Source organism: Paenibacillus amylolyticus, from assembly GCF_001570725.1.
GTDB classification, from domain to species: domain Bacteria; phylum Bacillota; class Bacilli; order Paenibacillales; family Paenibacillaceae; genus Paenibacillus; species Paenibacillus amylolyticus_A.
In genome coordinates, this window is the sequence record NZ_BCNV01000013.1 from 49,104 (window position 1) to 69,497 (window position 20,394).

Below are 20,394 nucleotides of genomic sequence, written 5' to 3' on the forward strand. Positions count from 1 at the left end.
TCTTGTCCATTATACCGGATTTTACAGTCATTGTCAAATCAAAACTAATTATTATATCAGCATCAAAAAGTTGTTGTCAATGAATTTTTTTGCAAACAAAAAAAGCCCCAAATTGGGACTTTAAATGGCCTACATCAGACTGCCGATGGGTTCACTTTTAGCGTTGATAAATCATTCAATCCCGGCAGGCCTACCCGGTAACTCCCGCGTGTCTCCACACCACCCACACCCTGGCTACCACTGATGGTATTGTGCAGGACATCGTTCATGTTGACGGTATCCCTAACAGATGTGAAGGAAGCCTTGGCTGCCACATAGACCGGATCAAGTGCATGAATGAGAATTCTGCCCGGAGAACTGGCAAAGTTCGCTCCAGCACGCAGCAGTGCCTCAAAATGGGACTGACAGGCTCCTGCCACAATGGTGAGTGCGTCCAGATGGCGTTCGTATTGTCTGGCCACCTGAATGGCCGACACAAAATTTTGTGAGTTCTTGTAGCTACCAAGACTATATAAGTCGTAGGGCTGACGTGTCTTAAGTACCCCATCATGACCCGTAATGACCACGATATCCGGACGTACTTTGGGTAATAAACGGTATAAGGTATCTGCCATTGCCGATTCATGGACATATTGTCCCTCTGCGGGAACACGAAGTTGCTCATAAAGATCCATACTTTTTTTCAAATAATTCGGATCTCCGTCCAGATGAAGCACCTTGCCAGGCATTTCAAAATAAGCCGGTTCCTGCTGGGCAGACCAATCCTGCACCAGACCTTCACGATTCCGCTCAGCCTGTTCCATACGATTCTGCTGCAGGCGGGACAAGGTCTGATGTGCCTTAATATGCGCCTGTCTGGTCTTTGCGCTTTGTGGTTCGTAGGGAACCTGTATCAAATCGTCCACCGGGGAATCAGCAATCAGCCGGAACTCAGTCCCTTTAATGACCGCAGCATCCAACTGAAGGCCTTCCACCCGAAAAGTCACATCGCCGCCGTATGACTTCCGAACGACCAAGTCTCCGATATTCATCAACGTAATCACCTCTACCCCATCGTATGGGCAGAGACCCGGTTTGGTTCATTCGAATTTTACAGCGCGGCGCGTACCCCTGCTTCCCACATCACGGTGCTGAGTGTAGCGTACTCCTGCAAACTTAACGTCTCTCCGCGTCGGGACGGTTGAATACCTGCCTGCTCCAGCAGAATGTCTGCCTGTTCCCGGTTCTCCTTCGTGAAAAAACGTGCTTTCAGGTTGTTCGAGATTGTTTTTCTCCGCTGGGCAAAAGAAGCCTGTACCACTTCGAAGTAGTGTGCTTCATCCGGAATCTCCACGGGCGGTTGCTCACGCACCTTCAGCTTAATAACAGCCGACTCCACGTTAGGTTGCGGAATGAAGACCGTAGGAGGCACAATACACACAAGCTCCGGCATACTGTAGTACTGAACCGCGATGCTCAGACTGCCGTAGTCTTTTGATCCAGGTGCAGCAGCCATGCGTTCAGCCACTTCTTTTTGAATCATGACAACGATGCTGTCTACTGGCAGCTTCTCTTCCAGCAGTTTCATCATGATTGGGGTCGTTACATAGTAAGGCAGGTTAGCCACGACACTAACTTTGTCCACGGATGCAAAATCCGTATTAAACAACTCAGCCAGATCAAGCTTCAGCACATCCCCATGATGAACACGTACATTTGAATAAGGCTGCATCACTTCTCCCAGGATTGGGATCAAGCGCTGATCAATCTCTACAGCTGTGACAGGACCGGCTACCCGAGCCAAACGCTCCGTAAGGGCTCCAATACCCGGCCCAATCTCCAACGCGCCCTTGGACTCGTCCAAATCGGCTGCATTCACGATTTTGTTTAGTATATTTTGATCAATCAGAAAGTTCTGACCCAGACTTTTCTTGAATGAGAATCCGTGTCTTTGAATAATCTCTTTGGTTCGCTTGGGCGTTGCAATTTCTATCGTTTCTTCCATGTCCTTCATATGCTCACAATCCTTCACGTTCAATTTGCGCTAATGCTGTAGAGAACTCTTCCCGTGTAATCTGAAATACACTTAGACGCTTGTGGAACTGCTTCCCGTTACAATATCCAATGCCTAGCAGATTGCCCATCTCCATGCGACGTGCGGCAGCCTGTGGATGCACGATAAGTCCTGCCGCGATCAGGTCCTCCCAATCGATCAGACTCGGAGCACCCTCGTATGAAGTATGTACGCGTTCCAGCGCGTGCCGTATCGCCTCCGGTGAGGCGTTCTCCACTCCAATGTCCCCTTTGCGCGTCGCATCCGCTTCTGGAATGAAGGCATGCTTGCAGCCAGGGACCTTGTTCGCAATAATTTTACGAATGCGTTCGCCGGCATGATCCGGATCTGTCAGTACGATGACTCCCCGTCTCTCCTGAGCAAGCGCAATCCGCTTCAAAATGCGCTGGTTGATGGCTGATCCACCTGTTTCTATTGTATCGGCTTCCACGGCCCGACGAATGGCTACCGTATCGTCACGGCCTTCCACCACTATGACTTCTTTTATCATGTTCCATTTCTTCCTTTCTAACGCAAAAAGAAGAGGAATATCCTCTTCTCTGCCAAACGGCGGGGGAGACTGAATTCAGACCCCTCCGCCGCATATTCCGCATGAATCATTCATGCAACTATTTTATAGCATTCCCATTTCAAAGTAAAACGATTTTAGTTCGCTTCCGGCTTCACCGGACCGATCACGTAGACCGTCTTGCCTTTCTTGCGTCCAAAATTCAGGGCATGCTTCACACTGTCATAATATACATCAATTTTGTTGCCTTTAATGGCACCGCCTGTATCTTCCGCACGACGGAAGCCCAGACCTTCGATATATACCCACCAGCCAATTGGAATGACTTTGGGATCAACCGCAATGGTGCGCCCTTCCGTTACACGAGTACCGGAAGCTGTTTTAGTGCCGATGCCAGGCTCTTCGGAAGAGTAGGCAGTCATGGATACATTTTTAAGTACTTTGGAGTATTTAAAAGAAGTTCCGGATACGGTAATCACTTTGCTGCCCGAGGCAGAGGTTTTCTTCGAGTTCGTTGTTGTTGCCTGTTTCGTTGTTGAAGTTGAAGTCTGAGCCGATACGGTCTGAATCACAGGCTCTTTTACGACCGGTTTTGCTTTGGTGCCGACTGCGATCACTTTATCTACACGATTATTCGCGACGGATTTGCCGACCATTTTTTTGGAGACCAATTCTCCATCCTGAAATACCTTTTCGATATGCTGGACAAGTGTGCCTTCTTTGCCGTTTACAACAACACGGTTATCCCCTTTGTACAAGCTAGGGTCAGCCGTTTTGATCACTTTATAAGCGATCGGTTGTTCTACATCCACTGTACGCTTTGTTACCCGCACTACACGGATTTTCATATCCGCTTTGACTGTAGTTCCAAGCGCCGGATACACTTTGTCATTACTTGCAACTTGAATACCTGACTTTTGAATTGCCTCTTGTACCGATGAATCGGTTGTATACAGAGTCTTGGTGTCTCCGTCTGCCGTAATGTTAACTGGAACGGCCCGCTCAATAACGATTCGGTCTCCATCTGTAATCGCCCCGTTCATGGACATGGATACCTTATCGTGAGGGCTGACTGTGATTGACTGCTCCTCCAGCATTTCCTGAAGCATTCCTGTACGAGTCTCTACCACCTGAGCTTTGCCATCAATAACCAGTGAAATTTGTTTCCCGGCCTGACCGTAAACGACTAACAAGATCATGATTGTAAGCGCAATTGAGAAAATCGCGATCAATGCCATTTGACGCATGTTCTCATGCTTCCACCGCAACGCGAAAGACTTACTGGATGATCGTGACTCATGGGTCTCTTCTGGTTGGAATGTGCCCACTTCTCCGTCCTCCTTCATAGCCTCGTCGTCTAAAGTAATGCATGATGTCTTTGACGTGACTATACCAAATTTTCTACAGAACACAGATTGGACCAACATAATCCGGTTCTGCACCATGAATCAATCTTCGCAACATGATGTCATCCTCCTGAATACCTACCGTATGATGACAACATTTCTTTTATTCAAAAACAAAAAAGCCAAAGAAAGAGTGTAAGAGGAACTCTTTCGTGGCTTCCGAATGATTCTGAATATCGGAAATTCATGCACGAGGTTGCCTCTCTTTTTCCGCTTGCGAGGTTAGCTGTCGGGTTCGGGCGAAAGAGAGCCGCCCTATCTTAGGTCACCCGCTCATGGCGGACGCCCTTGAATTCACCCCGAGACCCAAAGAAGAAATCAAATACGGCTTCGCAGATCCTTTCGCTGCTTTTGGGTCAGCGAATGATGCGCACCGGCCAAATACACCGATGTTTAAGCCCTATTGGTTCCCCCGCTCTCCGTTAACGGAGACTCAGCGAGACTGATTCATGAAAGTAATGTTGCTTCCTCGGAAAGTGTCCCTTTGTTCATCCCCCGAACATCTGTCCAATTTTCCGCACAACAATTCACTGAAAAGATGATATCCTGTTTTGATGCATGTTGTAAAGCGTTGATCAAGTACGTTTTTCTGAATATTTGGTTAAAATATTGTAATATTCTTGATTTATTTGGATCAAAGAGCAAATTAACTCCGCTTAACTCCCTTTTTCACCTGATTTACTCGTTTTTTTAACGAATCCCAAATCGTTCCATGGCATTTTTGGTTGTTATTGCAGCAATTTCCTCTACCGAAATGCCTTTAATTTCCGCAGCTGCCTCTGCAACCAGACGTACATGCGCTGTCTCATTTCGTTTTCCACGGTACGGATGAGGTGTCAAATATGGCGCATCTGTTTCAATGAAAAACCGGTCCATAGGAACCTTCTCCAGAACCTCTTTTGGCTGCTTTGCATTTTTGAATGTGATTGGACCTCCGAAGGACAGATGGAAGCCCATATCGAGACAACTTTTCGCGGTTTCCCAGCTGCCGGAGAACGAGTGCATCACACCGCCAACCTCGCCCGCCTTCTCTTCACGCAAAATTCTTATAATATCCTCGTGTGCATCCCGATTATGGATGACAATTGGCATGTTCACTTCACGAGCCAATGCAATCTGTTGTCGTAATACGCGATGCTGCACTTCCTTCGGTGAAGTATCCCAGTGATAATCCAATCCAATCTCACCGATTGCAACTACTTTTTCATGCTTGCATAAAGATGCAATCCACTCCAGATCGCCCTCCTGCATCGTGATCGCATCTACCGGATGCCACCCTACAGCTGCATATATAAAGTCATACGTTTCGGCCAGTTTCATTGTCGTTGGAATCGTCTCCCGGTTAAAGCCAATGTTGATCATGCGACCAACCCCGGCGTCCACAGCACGCTGAATCATGTCCTCGCGGTCCTCGTCGAATTGTGGTGCATCCAGATGTGTATGTGTGTCGAACAGCATCATGTTTGTATCTCCCTTCATGTCGAACTAACGACTATCTTCTCTTGGAAATTTAATTTAGAAAATCCATTATTTTAATGCTTCGTAAAGAAAATTTTAAAAATCCGTGGATTGCCCATCATTACTCTCATTTGTTCACAAACTACAATATATAGAAGATACACGGATATTTAGATCTATATATCGCTACTTATGATGACTCAACCTACTTTCTTTTACAAAATTATGTCGATCTACATATACTCCCCATTAAAGCAGATTACTGTATCATGAAAAATAGCTCTTTTAGAAAGTGTTTTGATATCGAAATTCTTCACCAAGTTGTATCTTCACCATTACAAGAAATAGGGGCGTATATGGGACGGTAATTCGTGAATAATCGCATCCACCTTGTTTTGCGGGTAATACAAATGATGTTTTCCCCGATGCAGCCCACTGATGGAACGGACAATGTCGGATACCTCTGACAACTCATGTAACTTGTCCTGTCGATCGAGCAGCAGAATCTGCTTATCCGTGGATTCATCCGGACGAAACACATCATACGGATTATCCGACGGAAAATCAATTTCAAGATCATATTCGGGATTGAGACCTGCCTGAACAAAAGCTTCCCGAATCTCTTCCATCATTGTCAAGTCGGTCTGTTCAAGCTCTACATACTTATATAACTTGCGATCCATAAAACGTTCGCATAACTCACTCAGAACAGCATCGTCCTCCTTGCGCCACTGCGTAAATGCCGTCTGAATCAAAGCTTCATCCAACTGTAAATATTCCTCTACCGAAAGTTCTCCTTCAAATAATTGAGGTAGTGGATCGATCATGAAGCGGAATTGAAAATCTTCCTGTATCAGTGTTTTCGCTCGCTTGAAAATTTGTCGCAATATAATTTCGGAACTGCGGGTTACCGGATGGAAGTAAATCTGCCAATACATCTGATACCGAGACATTAAGTAATCCTCTACAGCATGCATGCCTGAATCTTTGACTACAATCCGTCCATGATAAGGGCGCAGCATGCGAAGGATACGATCAAGGTCGATTGTTCCGTAGTTTACTCCTGTAAAATAAGCATCCCTGAGCAAGTAATCCATTCGGTCCGCATCAAGAGGACTGGTCACCAGATTGACCACAATCGGCTGCTCATACGTTTTTTGAATTACAGAAGCCACTTTTTCAGGAAAATCAGGAGCATACCGTCTTAAGATCGCCCCTACTTCGGTATCACCTGTAATGATGCGACAAGTCCAATCTTCGTGATTCATGTCAAAAGCTTCCTCGATGGAGTGAGAGAATGGCCCATGCCCAAGATCATGAAGTAAAGCTGCGCACAGAGCTACAATCTTTTCTTCCTTCGGCCAATCCGAATAATGACTTCTTTCAAATTGAGAGATGATCTTTCGCGTAATCTCATAAACACCCAGTGAATGTGAGAAACGACTATGCTCTGCCCCATGAAAGGTAAGGTAAGAAGTTCCCAACTGCCGAATCCGGCGTAAACGCTGAAACTCGGGGGTGTTAATTAACTCCCATATAACTGGATCTTGCACGTGAATATAATTATGTACCGGATCTTTAAACACTTTCTCTTCCGTTAAACGTTGTTCCATATCGACTCACTCCTTTAATTTCTCTTATATTAACGCTTTGATCTCTACAATTCATCAAAGATTCGACACGACATGACGAACTTTGTCGAATAACGTAGTTTTGTCGTTTTCCAAATCGACAAAGCTGACATTGATGTTTAAATACGAAAAACGGCTTACAATCCCTTACCACCAGTAACCTTGTGAAAAACAGCCTTAATTTTAAGCTAATTTTAAGGTTGACTGTTTTGGGAATCGTTGGTATGATGAGTATCATAAAACATAAAATAATGTCGAATAATGACAATGATAGTTAGCTGAGAGGAGCACTGATTATAATGATGAAATCAACAGGTATTGTAAGAAAAGTGGACGAACTGGGACGGGTAGTTATTCCAATCGAATTGCGCCGTACGCTCGGTATTGGTGAAAAAGATGCTCTGGAAATCTATGTTGACGGCGAGCGCATCATGTTGAAAAAATACGAGCCTGCTTGTATCTTCTGTGGTAATGCAGAGAACGTTACTTACTTCAAAGGTAAAATTGTTTGTAACGAATGTATTTCCGAAATCCCTGCACCTGTGACAAAATAAGAAAAAACAGGTATACTGGACTTATCTAAATTGTTATTTCTAACCTTTTTAATATTCCTTAATGGCCTTCCCGGTGTGAACCCCACCGTGGAAGGTATTTTTTTGCCCTGTTATGGGTTCCATTACCCAAAATGGGTCTGTCACACGCCAACTGGGAGAGAGCGGTAAATTTTATTTGGAGTTTTTTTGAACCGCTCTGCTTTTTTTAAGATTCCACTAAGGTTGGGTATAAGGTTCTTTTCAGGTTATGTTCCCCATTACAGAAGATATTTGTTTAGTTTAGCTACTCGATTAACGCATTATATACATCCCGCTTCGTCAGACCACGATCGGTTGCCGTTTTTTTCATCGCATCTTTACGGTTAAGTCCTTCACCCTCATAATGGCTGACGTGATCCGCAAGTGACATGAGCTGCCACCATGCTTCGCGCTCAGCCTTACGCTCCTCTTCCTTAATGCCTTCTACCAGCAAACAGTACTCGCCAAGAGGTGGGTGCTCTTCAAGCCAGTCTATGCATTCCTTCACACTCCCCCTTGCGAACTCTTCATGACGCTTGGTTAGTTCACGAGCCAGGACAATCGAGCGATCACCCAAAATTTCTTCGAGGTGGACTAATGTTTTTCGGATACGGTGAGGTGATTCATAAAATAACAAAGTCCCGTTGGATTCGTCAAAAGCCTCCAGCACTTTTCGCATGTCCTTTTTCTCCCGCGGCAAAAAACCGCCGAATGTAAAACGCTCCGTCGGTAATCCGGACACGATCAGAGCAGACAACGCAGCATTGGGTCCAGGGATGGGAATAACCGTTACTCCGGCTTCCAGCGCAAGCTGCACGAGGTCGGAACCAGGGTCCGAAATGGCTGGCAGACCGGCATCACTGACGAGTGCCAGATTTTTTCCTTCTATTATATAGCGTATCAGTTCAGGGCCACTTGCTCCCTTATTATGCTCGTGATAACTAAACAACATGGACGGTGTAATCTCAAAATGGGTAAGCAGCTTTCGAGTCTGGCGTGTATCTTCTGCTGCAATGATGTCACAGCTCTGCAAAGTCTTGATTGCCCGGAAGGTCATATCCTCCAGATTACCAATGGGTGTTCCAACCAGATACAGCTTACCTGATCCTTCAGGCTGCTCCGCATAACTTTTCTGAATATGCAAAGTCATCTAAAGTCCTCCCTTCGTTGTACGCTCAGCATGCTGCTGACCATAGTAAATATCCATAATTTCATCACAGTATTTCCCCTCTTCATTGTAGACAATGAGTGGAGGAAGCATCCTTACTTCGGGTTTACCATCTTTCATTCCTTCAATTAATACCATGTTGGCTTCCAGATGAGCACGGGGATGTACCATCCGAATCCGTTTTGGCTCCAGCTTATAATCGCGCATGAGCGAGATAATCTCTGCAAGACGCTGTGGACGGTGAACCATCGATACTTTGCCCCCATTACGTACAAGTCGACTGCAAGCCTGGATCACTTCTTCCAGCGTACATCCGATCTCATGACGTGCCATTGCCTGGTGTGTATTCATTTTGAGATCACTACCATTCAGAGGCATGTATGGGGGATTAACCGTTATTGCATCATAGACAGCGTGACCCGTTTCTTTTACCAGTTCTCGCAAATCACCTTCACGAATCATAATCGACTCGTCCAGTTCATTTAATTGCACGCTGCGACGCGCCATATCAGCCAAACGTGGCTGAATCTCGATCCCTTCCAGACTAGCCTGCGTACGCGTTGTAAGAAGAATGGGAACCACCCCATTACCTGTACACAAATCAAGTACACGTCCCCGTTTGGGTACGGAAGCAAACCGAGCCAACAATACCGCATCCATCGAAAAACTGAATACTTCATCACTTTGAATGATTCTCAGATCATGAGAGAGCAGATCATCAATCCGCTCTGACTCATGTAACACTACTTCATTTGTTTTCATATGTTGCGCTCATCCTCCGGTACTCTATATCTCATGTTCGTTAAGTTTAGGTTTGTAACCTTGAAAAAAAACCGTAGGGGATCCCTACGGCCACTTCATTTATTCAAAAAAGACAGGCAGAACAGACAATCGCCTTCCGTCCGCAGATGTCCATAATAGACGTTGCAGATATGGAAGCCTTCGTGATACAACCGGGCCAGGTTATCATACCCTTCACCCACAACATCTTCACCTGTAGCCGGACCTGCTGGTCTTGCTACCGGAGCAAGTGCTGAGGAGATCGGCAGATCTGCCGGAGCCTCACGCTTGAGCAGCTTGCGTAACTGCTCATTCTCGATGGTAAGCCGCTGATTATCCTCAAGCAGCTCCTTCACAATCATTTTTAACTCTCCTAAATCACCGTGCAACTGACCCAATTGGGTTTCCATTTCATGAATGTGCGTAAACAGATTTTTCTTTTCCAAGTTTCCACCCCGAAGCAACCTTTATGGTTTACTTGATAACGACGTCATCCAGCGGAAGTTCTTTGACTTTACTGATGTCGAACAGTTGAACATGGACTGTGCGGCTACCGGCATTAATTCCGACAACTTTTCCTTCACCTAATGAGGTGACGACCAATTTGCCTACAGCCGGAAGTTCTTCTCTCACACTTTCATAGTTATCATGCTCAAATTTCAGACAGCACATGAGTCTTCCGCACAACCCTGAAATTTTCGTCGGATTCAGTGACAGGCTCTGATCTTTAGCCATCTTGATTGATACCGGCTCAAAGTCTCCCAGCCAGGAAGAACAACACAACACGCGGCCGCAAGGTCCGATTCCGCCAAGCATCTTCGCTTCATCACGTACACCAATCTGTCTCAGCTCGATTCGTGTCCGGAAAATACTTGCCAGATCCTTGACCAGCTCCCGGAAATCGACTCTTCCTTCAGCTGTAAAATAAAATATGATTTTATTGCGATCAAACGTAAATTCCACATCGACCAGCTTCATTTTGAGGCCATGGTCTTTGATTTTATTTAAACAAGTACCGAATGCTTCTTTGGCTGCACGCTTGTTCTCATCAACTACACGGGCATCGGTCTCGCCCGCAACGCGGATGACTTTCTTCAGCGGCAACACCACATCGGACTCGCCCACTTCCTTCTTACCTACGACAACCTTACCGTACTCAACCCCCCGCGCTGTCTCCACGATAACGCAGTTTTCTTTCTCAATGGGAAGGTCCAGGGGATCGAAGTAATAAATTTTGCCCGCTTTTTTGAAACGGACACCCACTACACTGTACAAAAAATTAACCCCCTTGTAAGCCAACCCCACTTCGTCTGAAGCCCTGTCTTCTTAGGGAACCCGGCCGAAGTTATAACCGTTTGCATATGATTGGAGCTAACTTTGCCCTCTCCCAGTCTTATGCCAAACCGATCAAAAATTGCTCCAGACAAAGCTGGCCATTGACGTTGAAACGCAATTTTTTTCTGCATGCCGCGGCCATATCCATATAGGAGACCCACTGCTCTGTGCTGCGGGTATGTGCCAACTGAGATAGCATGTCTAACTGATCTATAAAAACGATATGTTCATGCCTATCGTACTGAACATACAGCATGTCCCTAAACCATAGATGGAACAAACTTAGTAACATGTCCAGGTGTTCAGAGAGTCCGGTTTTAAAAAGCTTCTGCTGTGCAGAGATCAATGATGTGCTTCCTCTACCCAGGGACTCCTTCCCTAATTGTAACATTACGTTTCTAATTTCTGCAAACCAATTCTGCTGGAGAATTTCTCTACATGCTTCCAATCCTGACGCTAAATGGACGGCAGAGCGAGCCAGATTAGCAGGGTGCCCTTCTTCAATCAGAGATTGCAACATCTCCTCCGGATTCAGTGCACTGAACGGCACCAATTGGGAGCGTGAACGGATTGTAGGCAACATGGCCTGTCCATTATCTGTAATCAGGATGCCGACTGCTGGAACCTGCGGTTCCTCTAGAAACTTCAGCAAACTATTCGCTGCCTGCACCGTCATTTTCTCAGCTTGTTCTATAATATATACTTTGGGATGGCCAGCCTCGGATCGATATGAAAAGATACGCTGCAGATCCCGGATTTGATCTATTTTAATGTTATTTCCATCTGGTGCAAGCATGGTTAGATCCGGATGGTTACCATGTTCCACCTTACGACATTCGAGACACTGCCCGCACGCGTCATCTTCAAGCTCTGTACAGAATATTGCCTTGGCAAAGGTAATTGCCGTCTTCCGTTGCCCGCTACCCGATGGCCCGCTAAACAAATACGCATGGCTTATGGCCTGACGTCTCAAACTGCTCTGTAACATTTGCTTGGCCGCTTGTTGACCCATAATCTGTTGAAAGGACATACTTCCTCCTCAGAAGCTTAAATTAATAAGCATCCCCCGAATTTCGCCTACTTGTTGTAATAGAGAGATTTTTCCTTCTTCTGTATCCAGCAGTTCATCAGCCATGGATAACAGAGCGGAGTCAATTTCATCAATCAGCTTGTACCGCTTGCCTCTGCCGCGACGATCCCAACCCCTTGTCTCTTTCATGGATACACCGCGACGAACGGTCTCTTCCAGGAACCTTTTCACAAGTTGCTTATACGCCTTCAGTTCACGAATCGTCATGGAACGTGCCAAGCGATCGCCCTGAAGCTGGATTTCACTAAACCGGCGATTCAGTTCAGCTTGTGAGGCTCGTTCCCCCTGGTGGTTCATCATATCAGAGAAATTTTTGGATTGAACCGGTTTGGAGCCTGAATCAGTAGAACTGATCCCGCTCTGAATCGGTCTGAATCCAGGATTGATTTTCATGGATACGCCCGCTTTCTATCATAGTTAGCCAATCGCCCATCAGCACAGTGCGCGTTGCGCCTGTGCGTGAGGATGAGGCTTTTATATATGCTGATCACATTCTATATATAATGGTAGATACACGTTACCATCAAGGACTTGTTTGTTTGTAGTCAACCTCTTTCCGGATGAGCATTCCCCAGCCAGGAAATGCTCATCCGGAAAGAGTGTGCCCATTCTTCCGATCAAGAAAGGCGTTCCATCAGCGGTACGCACGAACTCTGTTTAAATCTTCCTTCATCCATCGTTTCCAACATGCTATCGATCATGAAAGACCCTCATGGGATGATCCATGCAAAAGGTTTAATTAGAAATGTTCGAAGCGATCTACCGGGAGAACAAATACAGTAGCTCCACCTACTTGAACTTCAACAGGTAGCGGCAGGTAAGAGTCGGTTGTTCCACTCATCGGTGTGACCGGAGTCACGAGCTGTTCACGAACCTTACAGCTGCTGCGAATGACGTTCATTACGGACTCGACTTGACCATCATCGACACCGATCATAAACGTCGTGTTGCCTGCCTTCAAAAATCCACCCGTACTGGCAAGCTTCGTTGCCCGAAAGTTTGCTTTGACCAATGCGCTGGATAATCGGTTGCTGTCTTTATCCTGTATAATCGCAACAATCAGTTTCATCCTGCATAACCTCCTTTAGAATAAGCACCTTTATCAAATGCCCTGTCTATATATTAGACAATTACTCGTCAAAATCCTTCAAAATCCCTGTCTCCAGCGACAAAATCATTGCTGTCAAGACATCCTCCTGCTTCATGGAAGCATCGATAACCCTGATTCGTTCCGGGAACTGCTCTTTTAATAGGAAGTAACCCTCTCGCACTTTACGATGAAACTCCAGGTTTTCCAGATCCAGACGGTTCACTTCGCGGCCATCATGAGCGTCAATACGGGCAAGCCCCACTTCGGGCTCGATGTCCAGATATAAGGTCACATCCGGCATGAGATCACCAATTGCAAAGCGATTAATGGCCCATACATTCTCTATCCCGAGTCCGCGGGCGTATCCTTGATAGACCAGACTGCTATCAACAAATCGGTCACAGATGACTGCTTTTCCAGCTTTCAGTGCAGGCTCTACCTTCTCCGCCAGATGCTGACTACGTGCGGCTGCATACAATAGCGCTTCGGTTCGAGCATCCATTGCCGTATGAAGAGGGTCCAGGATAATGGAACGTATTTTCTCCGCAATTTCAATCCCGCCAGGCTCTCGCGTAACTACGTAAGGTATACCCCGTTCTTCAAAATAAGAACCTATTCTACCGATCATCGTTGTTTTACCGGAACCCTCTCCCCCTTCCAGCGTAATGAATTTACCTCTGCCCTGCATATGCTTCCCTGCTTTCTATGTCGATAATTGCATCTATTGCTGAATTAACAAATATGCTTAGACCCTCTTGCTACAGGATATGATATACCCCGCCCAGAGGTGTATAGCTACAGCTATACTGGTACGTAATAATAACACAAAAATAATACAAGCTTGTTTTCTTTCTATAATACTATAGGTCAGCAGTTACTCCAAGATGAACAACAAAGTAAAGTGTCAACCGTAGATCATCCATACCCATAATGGAAGCATGATGGATCCGGCAATAGCACTGACAATCATGGATACCGAGCTGAGGGCTACCGCATTCTCTCCATATTCGAAAGACCTTGCCATGCCGAGGGCATGAGATGCTGAACCCAGTCCGATTCCATAGGCATGTTCACTGCGAACCTTGGCCCATTTCAACAGCATCGGCCCTAGTAATATCCCTGAGAAACCTGCAATCATCACAAATAGCGATGTAAACGAGGCGTTCCCTCCAACCTGATCTGCAAGTTGAATAGCCACAGGAGTAGTCACGGATTTTGGCAATAAAGCGATGACCATCTCTTGAGGATACCCGAGCAGAATGGCGATTAATGCGCCTGTAGCGATACCTGTAATACTGCCTCCGATCGTTCCACCCACAATTGGAATAATATTTTGCTTCAGCACATGCAGATGTCTGGACAAGGGAAAAGCGAGAGATACGACTGCTGGGCCCAAAAGCTCCTGTATCCATTTTCCACCCAGCATGTACGTATCCAGCTTTATACCGGAAATCACCAAGATCAGGATCAGGATGGCAGTCGTTGTGAGTACAGGCATAAGTATCGGCCATTTCAGTCTTTTATATAGACGAGTGGCTGGAATATATACAGCAATGGTTAGCGCGATCATTCCAATTCCGAGGATGAATGCTGACAAGGGATCGCCTCCTTTTTACCTGCATGAGACGATCTCCATGTCATGAGCCACTCACTCAATTTGGCAGATATCAGACATGTAATTAATGTACTAACGATCAAACCCAGGACCAATACCAATGTGTTGGCTCTAAAAAAATCAAAATGATTAATAATGCCTACAGTGGGTGGGATGAACAACAATTGCAGATGCGATTGAAGCCACGTTGACCCTTCTTCTCCCCAACTCATTTTAATCCATCCCAGTTGAATGGCAATAAACAATACCAGCATGCCCACAATACTGCCTGTTAAGGGCAAATGTAATAAAGCTTGAATCAAGTTTCCAATCCAATAAAAACCGTACATCAACAAAACTTGCAGGACTATTCCTGTATATTTTTTTAGCGGAATACCCAAAGTGGTCCCTTCTTTCTTATGTCTATCTTTGTAAGTTGAACCAGAGCGTGTCTTCAAACCTGCCGAAAGCCGGAACGTAACTAAACGTGTCTGGAGCAGAGCATGGAACGGGAGCGCTAACGAACCTGTGACGTCTTATTCAGCGATTTGAAGCGCCGGCAACAATCTAAGGAATCTGTAACACGCTATATTGGAATAACCAGCCGTTTACAGCGTGTTTGTTAGGTGAATCTGGTAAACAACGTGTCTCAGGTTCCTTACAAAATAAAAGGAGGACTCGAAGACTCAATAAGACGTCCTCGGTTCCTTAGAAAATCGTCTGGACAATTCGCCAGGATCAGCAGCCTGGACTTCAAGATGTTGGACCCTGACATCCTTCAACGTATTGCATGCCTGAGTTTGAAGACACATCCGAGCAAGTAGATAATGACCAAGAGACCCTCACATGTGTAGGGTCCATTATCGATATCCGTATTGGTCATATAGACTACCTATTGGTGAATGCAATTCAGATTTTTATGTGTATCTTTTAATCCTTCATGACCTTCAATACCTGTAGAGATGCATCTGATACCCCGTGAAACTTTGCTCCTTCATCCCGCAAGAGTTGTATACGTGCCACCATCGATGGACTTAGGCGTTCCCCCGGATATACAAGCGGAATCCCTGGAGGATACGGGACTACCATCTCAGCTGATCGACAGCCCGCACTTTCTTCTACCGGGACATTGATCGTATCCGTCTCCACAATCGGTTGCAGTGTAAAGCAGATCGGTTCCGAGTAGCGAGTGTTTTCTTGTAAATTGTTCCACGTGGAAATATACTGCGCAGAACCTTTCGTAAGCTGTTGCGATGGTTCTGAATTGGATTGACCCTGCTCATGCCCATTGGCAGAGCTGATATGGTGTAAAGCCTGCAATAGGTGCTGAGCATCTTGCACCGTTGAGCCCAGGCTGAAGAGCAAGACGACGTACCGTTCGTCGCTCATCTCTGGCACACAGCCGCATGCTTCCAGCTGCTGCTGTAGCCCATAACCGCTCAGTACCCCTGTGCCGTCATAGATGACGGCCTTAAATGGGTCCTGATCGGTATACCCCGCGGCAGCTGGCATCGCCGCCGCGGTCAGGCCCTCCCGTGTCTGCTGCGCAGCGGACACGGACATACCAGCCGGCTTCGCTGTTCCGGCTGGCGGTTCTTGCTGCAGCGGCTGTGCAGGCTGCAGCAACTGAAAGTGCGGCAACTCCGCGAGGCCGCGCTTAAAGGCATTCACGGCGGCGAGCCCCGCTGTGAATGTGTTCGCGCCCTGCACATGCAGCAGCCGGCGCGCCAGATCGAGCGAAGCCATCACGGGGTATGATGGGCTTGAGCTTTGCACCATGGCCAGGCGCTGCCTTAACAGGGACCGATTTAACCGTGGTCCCTGAATGTGCAGCATGGCACCCATGGTGAAGGCCGTCAGCATCTTATGCGTCGACTGCACGACACCGTCTGCTCCGCACGACAGTGCAGACACAGGCAGCTCTGGATGCTGCCCATAATGCGCGCCATGCGCTTCATCCACGAGCAATGGCATGCCAGCAGCGTGGCATACCTCGGCTATAGGCGTCAGATCAGCGCCCATGCCGTAATAATTGGGCAAAGTGACGAGTACGCCCTTTGCCTCAGGATAAGACTGGACAGCAGCCTGAACCGTCTCTACCGACGGCATGACCGCAAGTCCAGACACAGAATCAACCCATGGCTCCAGAAACACAGCTCTTGCGCCTGCCAGCATTAACCCGTGAATAACGGATTTGTGTACATTCCGCTGCACCAGTACAATACTGTTCGGCTCATCACACACAGTGAGCAATAAGGACAGATTACCTGCCGTACTGCCTCCCACAAGAAAGAAACTTTCCTCGGCACCAAAACAATCTGCCGCAAGCTCCTGCGCTTCCTGGATCACACCTTCAGGATGATGCAAATCGTCGGTACCCGTAATCTCCGTAACATCCATCTCCATCATCTCCAGAAATGAACGCACCGGTACCAGTTCTATTTCCGAAAAATCCCCATCGTCACCAAAACGTTTCCCGCCCTCCAGATCAGCCCCATGTTCATCCACCGAACTGAAACGCTCTACCCTATGGTTAGCATTTTTACCTACATCCCTCTGAGTCTCTCCGTTTTGCTGGTGTTCCTCATTAACGATTTCTTTAATAGGAGGTTGTCCCGTTTCTGCTTCTTCCACCAAATGTCCGTAAGCTTGTCCGTTCTTATGCCCAGGCACATGAAAAGAACGCTGCTTCGAATCACGATACGCAAGCAACGCTTCATATAAAGGGGCTCTACTTGATTTATTTTTATGATCCATGAAGTACCATCCTGTACATATATAATGTGCGCTTGATGCGTTCCAAAATGCATTCTAATCTAAGCAACGCCCTTCTTCCCCATTTTCACACGCGTTACTGCAAATTTCCCATATCATTATATCAGCATACGCCTTCCTTGGATGGCAGACAAGACAATCTCTCCTCATAAAAACAGAAAAAGGCCCATTGGGCCTCTATACACATCAGCATCCTTACAATGCGATGTTTAGCTTCTACTTCTATGGCAACATTGATTATGCGTTCTTTTGTACCCAAATCTGTTTCATCTGATTGATAAAATAATTGTACTTGGCATCCTGCGCATCGGTATGAACCATTTCTGCTTCACAAGTGTCACATATGAATTCAGATACAATAAAAATGCCTTCTCTTTTTCTTTGCTCGCAGATAATACATGTGTGTTCGGCATGTTCTTCCATGAACCATCCCACCTTGTTTTACGTTTACTATCAGTATTGCACAGTTTCTATTATTTTAAACAATTTCATAGTGCTTTCTTTCTATAAAATATATATATTCTCCACCCCCCTCGTGGGTGTCTGTACCGAAAAATACATTCATTCTTCCTACAAGAACATTCACCTGCTTATGTCTGCACAGTTATCCTGCCTTCCATCGCATTTCCCTCTATATCACGTATCCCTTGGTCTACCTCAAACTTATATTCAATTTCCTTAAAAAAACTTCGAATCTCAGCCGATATATAATACATGATAACGATATCAAAGCCTGACAGTCCGTGCATTCGGGAGTATACTGAGATAAGCTCCGTCGAATCTCAATATCTTGTACAATCGTCATGGCGTGAGATACAAGGTTCATATATACATACATGATTCTTTCCCTTTTACACGTGTAAAAAACGAATACCTACCCCACACAAACGTGAATCCGAAGGAGGATATATAATCGTATGATCGCCGAACCGGAGAATAAGGCAACATTTTATCAGTACCGGCTTCTGAAAAAAAAGGCTATCGCCCGCAGTGTCATTTTTAGCTATCTATTTCTGCCGGTCATCATGCTCTTATTCAATCTACTTGCATTCTCCTGGACTGGCCTCTTCTTTTTTGTACTGGCAGGCCCAATTACCATCTGGATTCATTATGTCATCGCAAGAACCATATTACTTCTGGTCCGTACCTCTTATGCCAAACGCTGGCGCTGGAATCTGCGTATGCCCTGGTTAGGTTATATCCCTGATCAGCATTTCAGCTTCCGTATGTTTGTCCGGGTACACCTAAACATGAGCTGGATTGGGCTATGTATCATTACAATATGTTTGATATGGTCGCCATTGTCCTTCACCCTCTCGCTGATCTTCTGGCATCTGTGGTTGCTGGGCCCTCGCTTATATGTTGTCATGGTTCTCTCCCGCGAGCGCAAAGATGGACTCATCAAATTGAATGAACAAGATGTCTCATACTATCTGCAATAATTGCCCTTCATTCATCAGTAGAACATGTACCTCAATTACCTGTAATACATAATGGCTGAGTTCTTTGGATATTCTGATACAAAACAGGATTGTGGTATCATCCAGCTGATTCAAATCACTTGCTTAAATAAAGGTTATCCACTGTGGATAACCTTTATTTGTCGTACTTTCTCATCCATTATCCACAGCATGGGTATAGTTAATTGAGTTATCCCCACGCCAGGCTCCATTATTCACCTCTTTTTCGCCTGTTGTTACATATCTCATAACCCCATTTGTTTCGTAGAACTTACGCCTTGAGCGATCTCTCACTCAGTCTCAGCTCTATCCTCCTTTCTAGTTTAGCCGTTTCCACCAGTCATTCATTAACTCACAATGCTTTTATAGAAATCTACACCTCTGTATTTAAAGCTTATCAATCCCCTATAGTTCAAGCACACCTACTCCCTATCCCCGTTCCATATTTTTTAATAGACTTTCTGTGTAACTCTCATACCATCTCCTTCGCTTTACGCGAGCGATCGTTTCTCCCATCACTACTCAAGCTAACTTCGTAAAATAACAAAAAAAACCCCGATCAAGTACACGGGAGCTTTACTATATAAGGAACATCACAGCGTTAATTAATCATATCCAACCTTACCCGCAACAGCTCAATCGTCTTCAGCCAATGATTTAACTGTCGTTTGAGTAGCATCATTTCTAGGAACCATTAGTGTAAAAGAACCATCATGTACCGCTAAATGCACAGTATGTCCTTCCTTTGCAAATACACGCAAGGTACTGGATTCATTGGATGTACCCTTGGCTTGCCTCTCTGTCCAACCCCAGCTTTTAATCTCGTCTAGATATACCTCAGGCAAGCTAGTGCTTTCACTAATACCAGACAGCGTATATCGAACATAATCCATATCCGAATTATTTTCGGACTGGTCAGATTTATTCGCTACTTTAGGCACCGGAAAACTCTTCTCGTTAACCGCACCTTCATATGAAGTCCATACAGCTCCTGAAGCCTCACCGCATCCTGCCAGAACAACAGTCAGACAAAGCAACAGAAATGATTGTAGTCCAAGTCTCCGCCAACTTAACACACACACCCTCCTTTTCACAGCTGCACATTCCAGCTCTGTGGTCAGGTACTTTTAGCATATTTAACATAGTCCTATTATACTGGTTTTACCGCTGTTATCCGTAACAAAAATGTTACCTTCCAATATCGATCATGTTAGGGCTTCTGCTCATTATATTTAATCCTTATAAACAAATAAAAACCACCACCGAATAACATCGGCAGTGGTTAATTGCTTGGCGGCGTCCTACTCTCCCAGGACCCTGCGGTCCAAGTACCATCGGCGCTAGAGGGCTTAACGGTCGTGTTCGGGATGGGTACGTGTGGAACCCCTCCGCCATCGCCACCAAACGCGGTGCTTACATTTCAGAGATCGTTCTCTGAAAACTAGATTCGAAACGAAACACGCGAATTACAACT

The 20,394-nt window shown here is 45.9% G+C and carries 21 protein-coding genes, 1 rRNA gene and 1 riboswitch; of the genes, 2 read left to right on the forward strand and 20 right to left on the reverse strand.

The features are described 5' to 3' along the window. Window positions 1–134: 134 nt before the first annotated feature. From yabG to PAHA3_RS29150, 6 genes are all read right to left on the reverse strand, one after another. Window positions 135–1,031 carry a sporulation peptidase YabG gene (gene yabG, locus PAHA3_RS29125; protein ID WP_062838095.1) on the reverse strand — a complete coding sequence of 299 codons (897 nt, stop codon included), beginning with the start codon at window positions 1,029–1,031 and terminating at the stop codon, window positions 135–137. Between the two features lie 59 nt (window positions 1,032–1,090). Then, window positions 1,091–1,993, reverse strand: coding sequence for a 16S rRNA (adenine(1518)-N(6)/adenine(1519)-N(6))-dimethyltransferase RsmA (rsmA, locus tag PAHA3_RS29130; RefSeq protein WP_272907837.1), 903 nt, complete (start codon window positions 1,991–1,993; stop codon window positions 1,091–1,093). 4 nt (window positions 1,994–1,997) lie between these two features. After that, the gene (rnmV, locus tag PAHA3_RS29135) at window positions 1,998–2,543 is read right to left on the reverse strand and encodes a ribonuclease M5 (RefSeq protein WP_062838096.1); all 546 of its coding nucleotides are present in this window, start codon (window positions 2,541–2,543) and stop codon (window positions 1,998–2,000) included. Between the two features lie 155 nt (window positions 2,544–2,698). Then, window positions 2,699–3,889 (reverse strand): 3D domain-containing protein, encoded by a 1,191-nt coding sequence (locus tag PAHA3_RS29140; protein WP_062838097.1) that lies wholly within the window; start codon window positions 3,887–3,889, stop codon window positions 2,699–2,701. Window positions 3,890–4,162: 273 nt separating this feature from the next. Beyond that, window positions 4,163–4,416: riboswitch (cyclic di-AMP (ydaO/yuaA leader) on the reverse strand. A gap of 241 nt (window positions 4,417–4,657) precedes the next feature. After that, window positions 4,658–5,428 carry a TatD family hydrolase gene (locus tag PAHA3_RS29145; RefSeq protein WP_175623837.1) on the reverse strand — a complete coding sequence of 257 codons (771 nt, stop codon included), beginning with the start codon at window positions 5,426–5,428 and terminating at the stop codon, window positions 4,658–4,660. A 332-nt stretch (window positions 5,429–5,760) separates the two neighbouring features. Next, on the reverse strand, window positions 5,761–7,038 hold the full coding sequence (locus tag PAHA3_RS29150) for an HD domain-containing protein (protein WP_062838098.1): 1,278 nt from the start codon (window positions 7,036–7,038) through the stop codon (window positions 5,761–5,763). 317 nt (window positions 7,039–7,355) lie between these two features. Between PAHA3_RS29150 and PAHA3_RS29155 the strand changes: the two genes are divergently transcribed. Beyond that, a complete protein-coding gene (locus tag PAHA3_RS29155; RefSeq protein ID WP_024633700.1) occupies window positions 7,356–7,610 on the forward strand; it encodes an AbrB/MazE/SpoVT family DNA-binding domain-containing protein in 255 nt (84 codons plus the stop codon). 283 nt (window positions 7,611–7,893) lie between these two features. Here the strand turns inward: PAHA3_RS29155 and rsmI are convergent, their stop codons facing one another. The 12 genes from rsmI to PAHA3_RS29215 form a co-directional block, all read right to left on the reverse strand. Beyond that, complete coding sequence (gene rsmI / locus PAHA3_RS29160) at window positions 7,894–8,778, reverse strand: 16S rRNA (cytidine(1402)-2'-O)-methyltransferase (protein WP_062838099.1); 885 nt, start codon at window positions 8,776–8,778, stop codon at window positions 7,894–7,896. After that, window positions 8,779–9,558: a tRNA1(Val) (adenine(37)-N6)-methyltransferase gene (locus PAHA3_RS29165; protein ID WP_062838100.1), complete on the reverse strand. Its 780-nt coding sequence runs from the start codon at window positions 9,556–9,558 to the stop codon at window positions 8,779–8,781. Window positions 9,559–9,653: 95 nt separating this feature from the next. After that, window positions 9,654–10,022 (reverse strand): DNA replication initiation control protein YabA, encoded by a 369-nt coding sequence (gene yabA / locus PAHA3_RS29170; protein ID WP_017691386.1) that lies wholly within the window; start codon window positions 10,020–10,022, stop codon window positions 9,654–9,656. Between the two features lie 28 nt (window positions 10,023–10,050). After that, window positions 10,051–10,851, reverse strand: coding sequence for a PSP1 domain-containing protein (locus PAHA3_RS29175; RefSeq protein WP_053778939.1), 801 nt, complete (start codon window positions 10,849–10,851; stop codon window positions 10,051–10,053). Between the two features lie 118 nt (window positions 10,852–10,969). Next, window positions 10,970–11,941: a DNA polymerase III subunit delta' gene (holB, locus tag PAHA3_RS29180; RefSeq protein ID WP_062838101.1), complete on the reverse strand. Its 972-nt coding sequence runs from the start codon at window positions 11,939–11,941 to the stop codon at window positions 10,970–10,972. A 9-nt stretch (window positions 11,942–11,950) separates the two neighbouring features. Further along, complete coding sequence (locus tag PAHA3_RS29185) at window positions 11,951–12,394, reverse strand: YaaR family protein (RefSeq protein WP_017691389.1); 444 nt, start codon at window positions 12,392–12,394, stop codon at window positions 11,951–11,953. A 346-nt stretch (window positions 12,395–12,740) separates the two neighbouring features. Continuing rightward, entirely contained in the window at window positions 12,741–13,070 is a 330-nt protein-coding gene (locus PAHA3_RS29190; RefSeq protein ID WP_017691391.1) for a cyclic-di-AMP receptor, read from the reverse strand. A gap of 61 nt (window positions 13,071–13,131) precedes the next feature. Further along, window positions 13,132–13,779 (reverse strand): dTMP kinase, encoded by a 648-nt coding sequence (tmk, locus tag PAHA3_RS29195; protein WP_062838102.1) that lies wholly within the window; start codon window positions 13,777–13,779, stop codon window positions 13,132–13,134. A 216-nt stretch (window positions 13,780–13,995) separates the two neighbouring features. Next, complete coding sequence (locus PAHA3_RS29200; protein WP_062838103.1) at window positions 13,996–14,688, reverse strand: LrgB family protein; 693 nt, start codon at window positions 14,686–14,688, stop codon at window positions 13,996–13,998. Then, complete coding sequence (locus PAHA3_RS29205; RefSeq protein ID WP_167350967.1) at window positions 14,658–15,008, reverse strand: CidA/LrgA family protein; 351 nt, start codon at window positions 15,006–15,008, stop codon at window positions 14,658–14,660. The genes PAHA3_RS29200 and PAHA3_RS29205 overlap by 31 nt, the downstream gene beginning before the upstream one ends. Before the next feature lie 607 nt (window positions 15,009–15,615). Next, the gene (locus PAHA3_RS29210; protein WP_062838105.1) at window positions 15,616–17,442 is read right to left on the reverse strand and encodes an aminotransferase class I/II-fold pyridoxal phosphate-dependent enzyme; all 1,827 of its coding nucleotides are present in this window, start codon (window positions 17,440–17,442) and stop codon (window positions 15,616–15,618) included. Window positions 17,443–17,697: 255 nt separating this feature from the next. Next, window positions 17,698–17,883, reverse strand: a complete 186-nt coding sequence (locus tag PAHA3_RS29215; RefSeq protein WP_062838106.1) for a sigma factor G inhibitor Gin — start codon at window positions 17,881–17,883, stop codon at window positions 17,698–17,700. 494 nt (window positions 17,884–18,377) lie between these two features. Here PAHA3_RS29215 and PAHA3_RS29220 point away from each other — a divergent pair, with 494 nt between their 5' ends. Then, window positions 18,378–18,902, forward strand: coding sequence for a hypothetical protein (locus PAHA3_RS29220; protein WP_062838107.1), 525 nt, complete (start codon window positions 18,378–18,380; stop codon window positions 18,900–18,902). Window positions 18,903–19,555: 653 nt separating this feature from the next. Here PAHA3_RS29220 and PAHA3_RS29225 read toward each other — a convergent pair. Together PAHA3_RS29225 and rrf are read right to left on the reverse strand one after the other, a co-directional pair. Beyond that, on the reverse strand, window positions 19,556–19,996 hold the full coding sequence (locus PAHA3_RS29225) for a hypothetical protein (protein WP_082763048.1): 441 nt from the start codon (window positions 19,994–19,996) through the stop codon (window positions 19,556–19,558). A gap of 212 nt (window positions 19,997–20,208) precedes the next feature. Then, window positions 20,209–20,325 (reverse strand): 5S ribosomal RNA (rrf, locus tag PAHA3_RS29230). Window positions 20,326–20,394 lie beyond the last annotated feature (69 nt).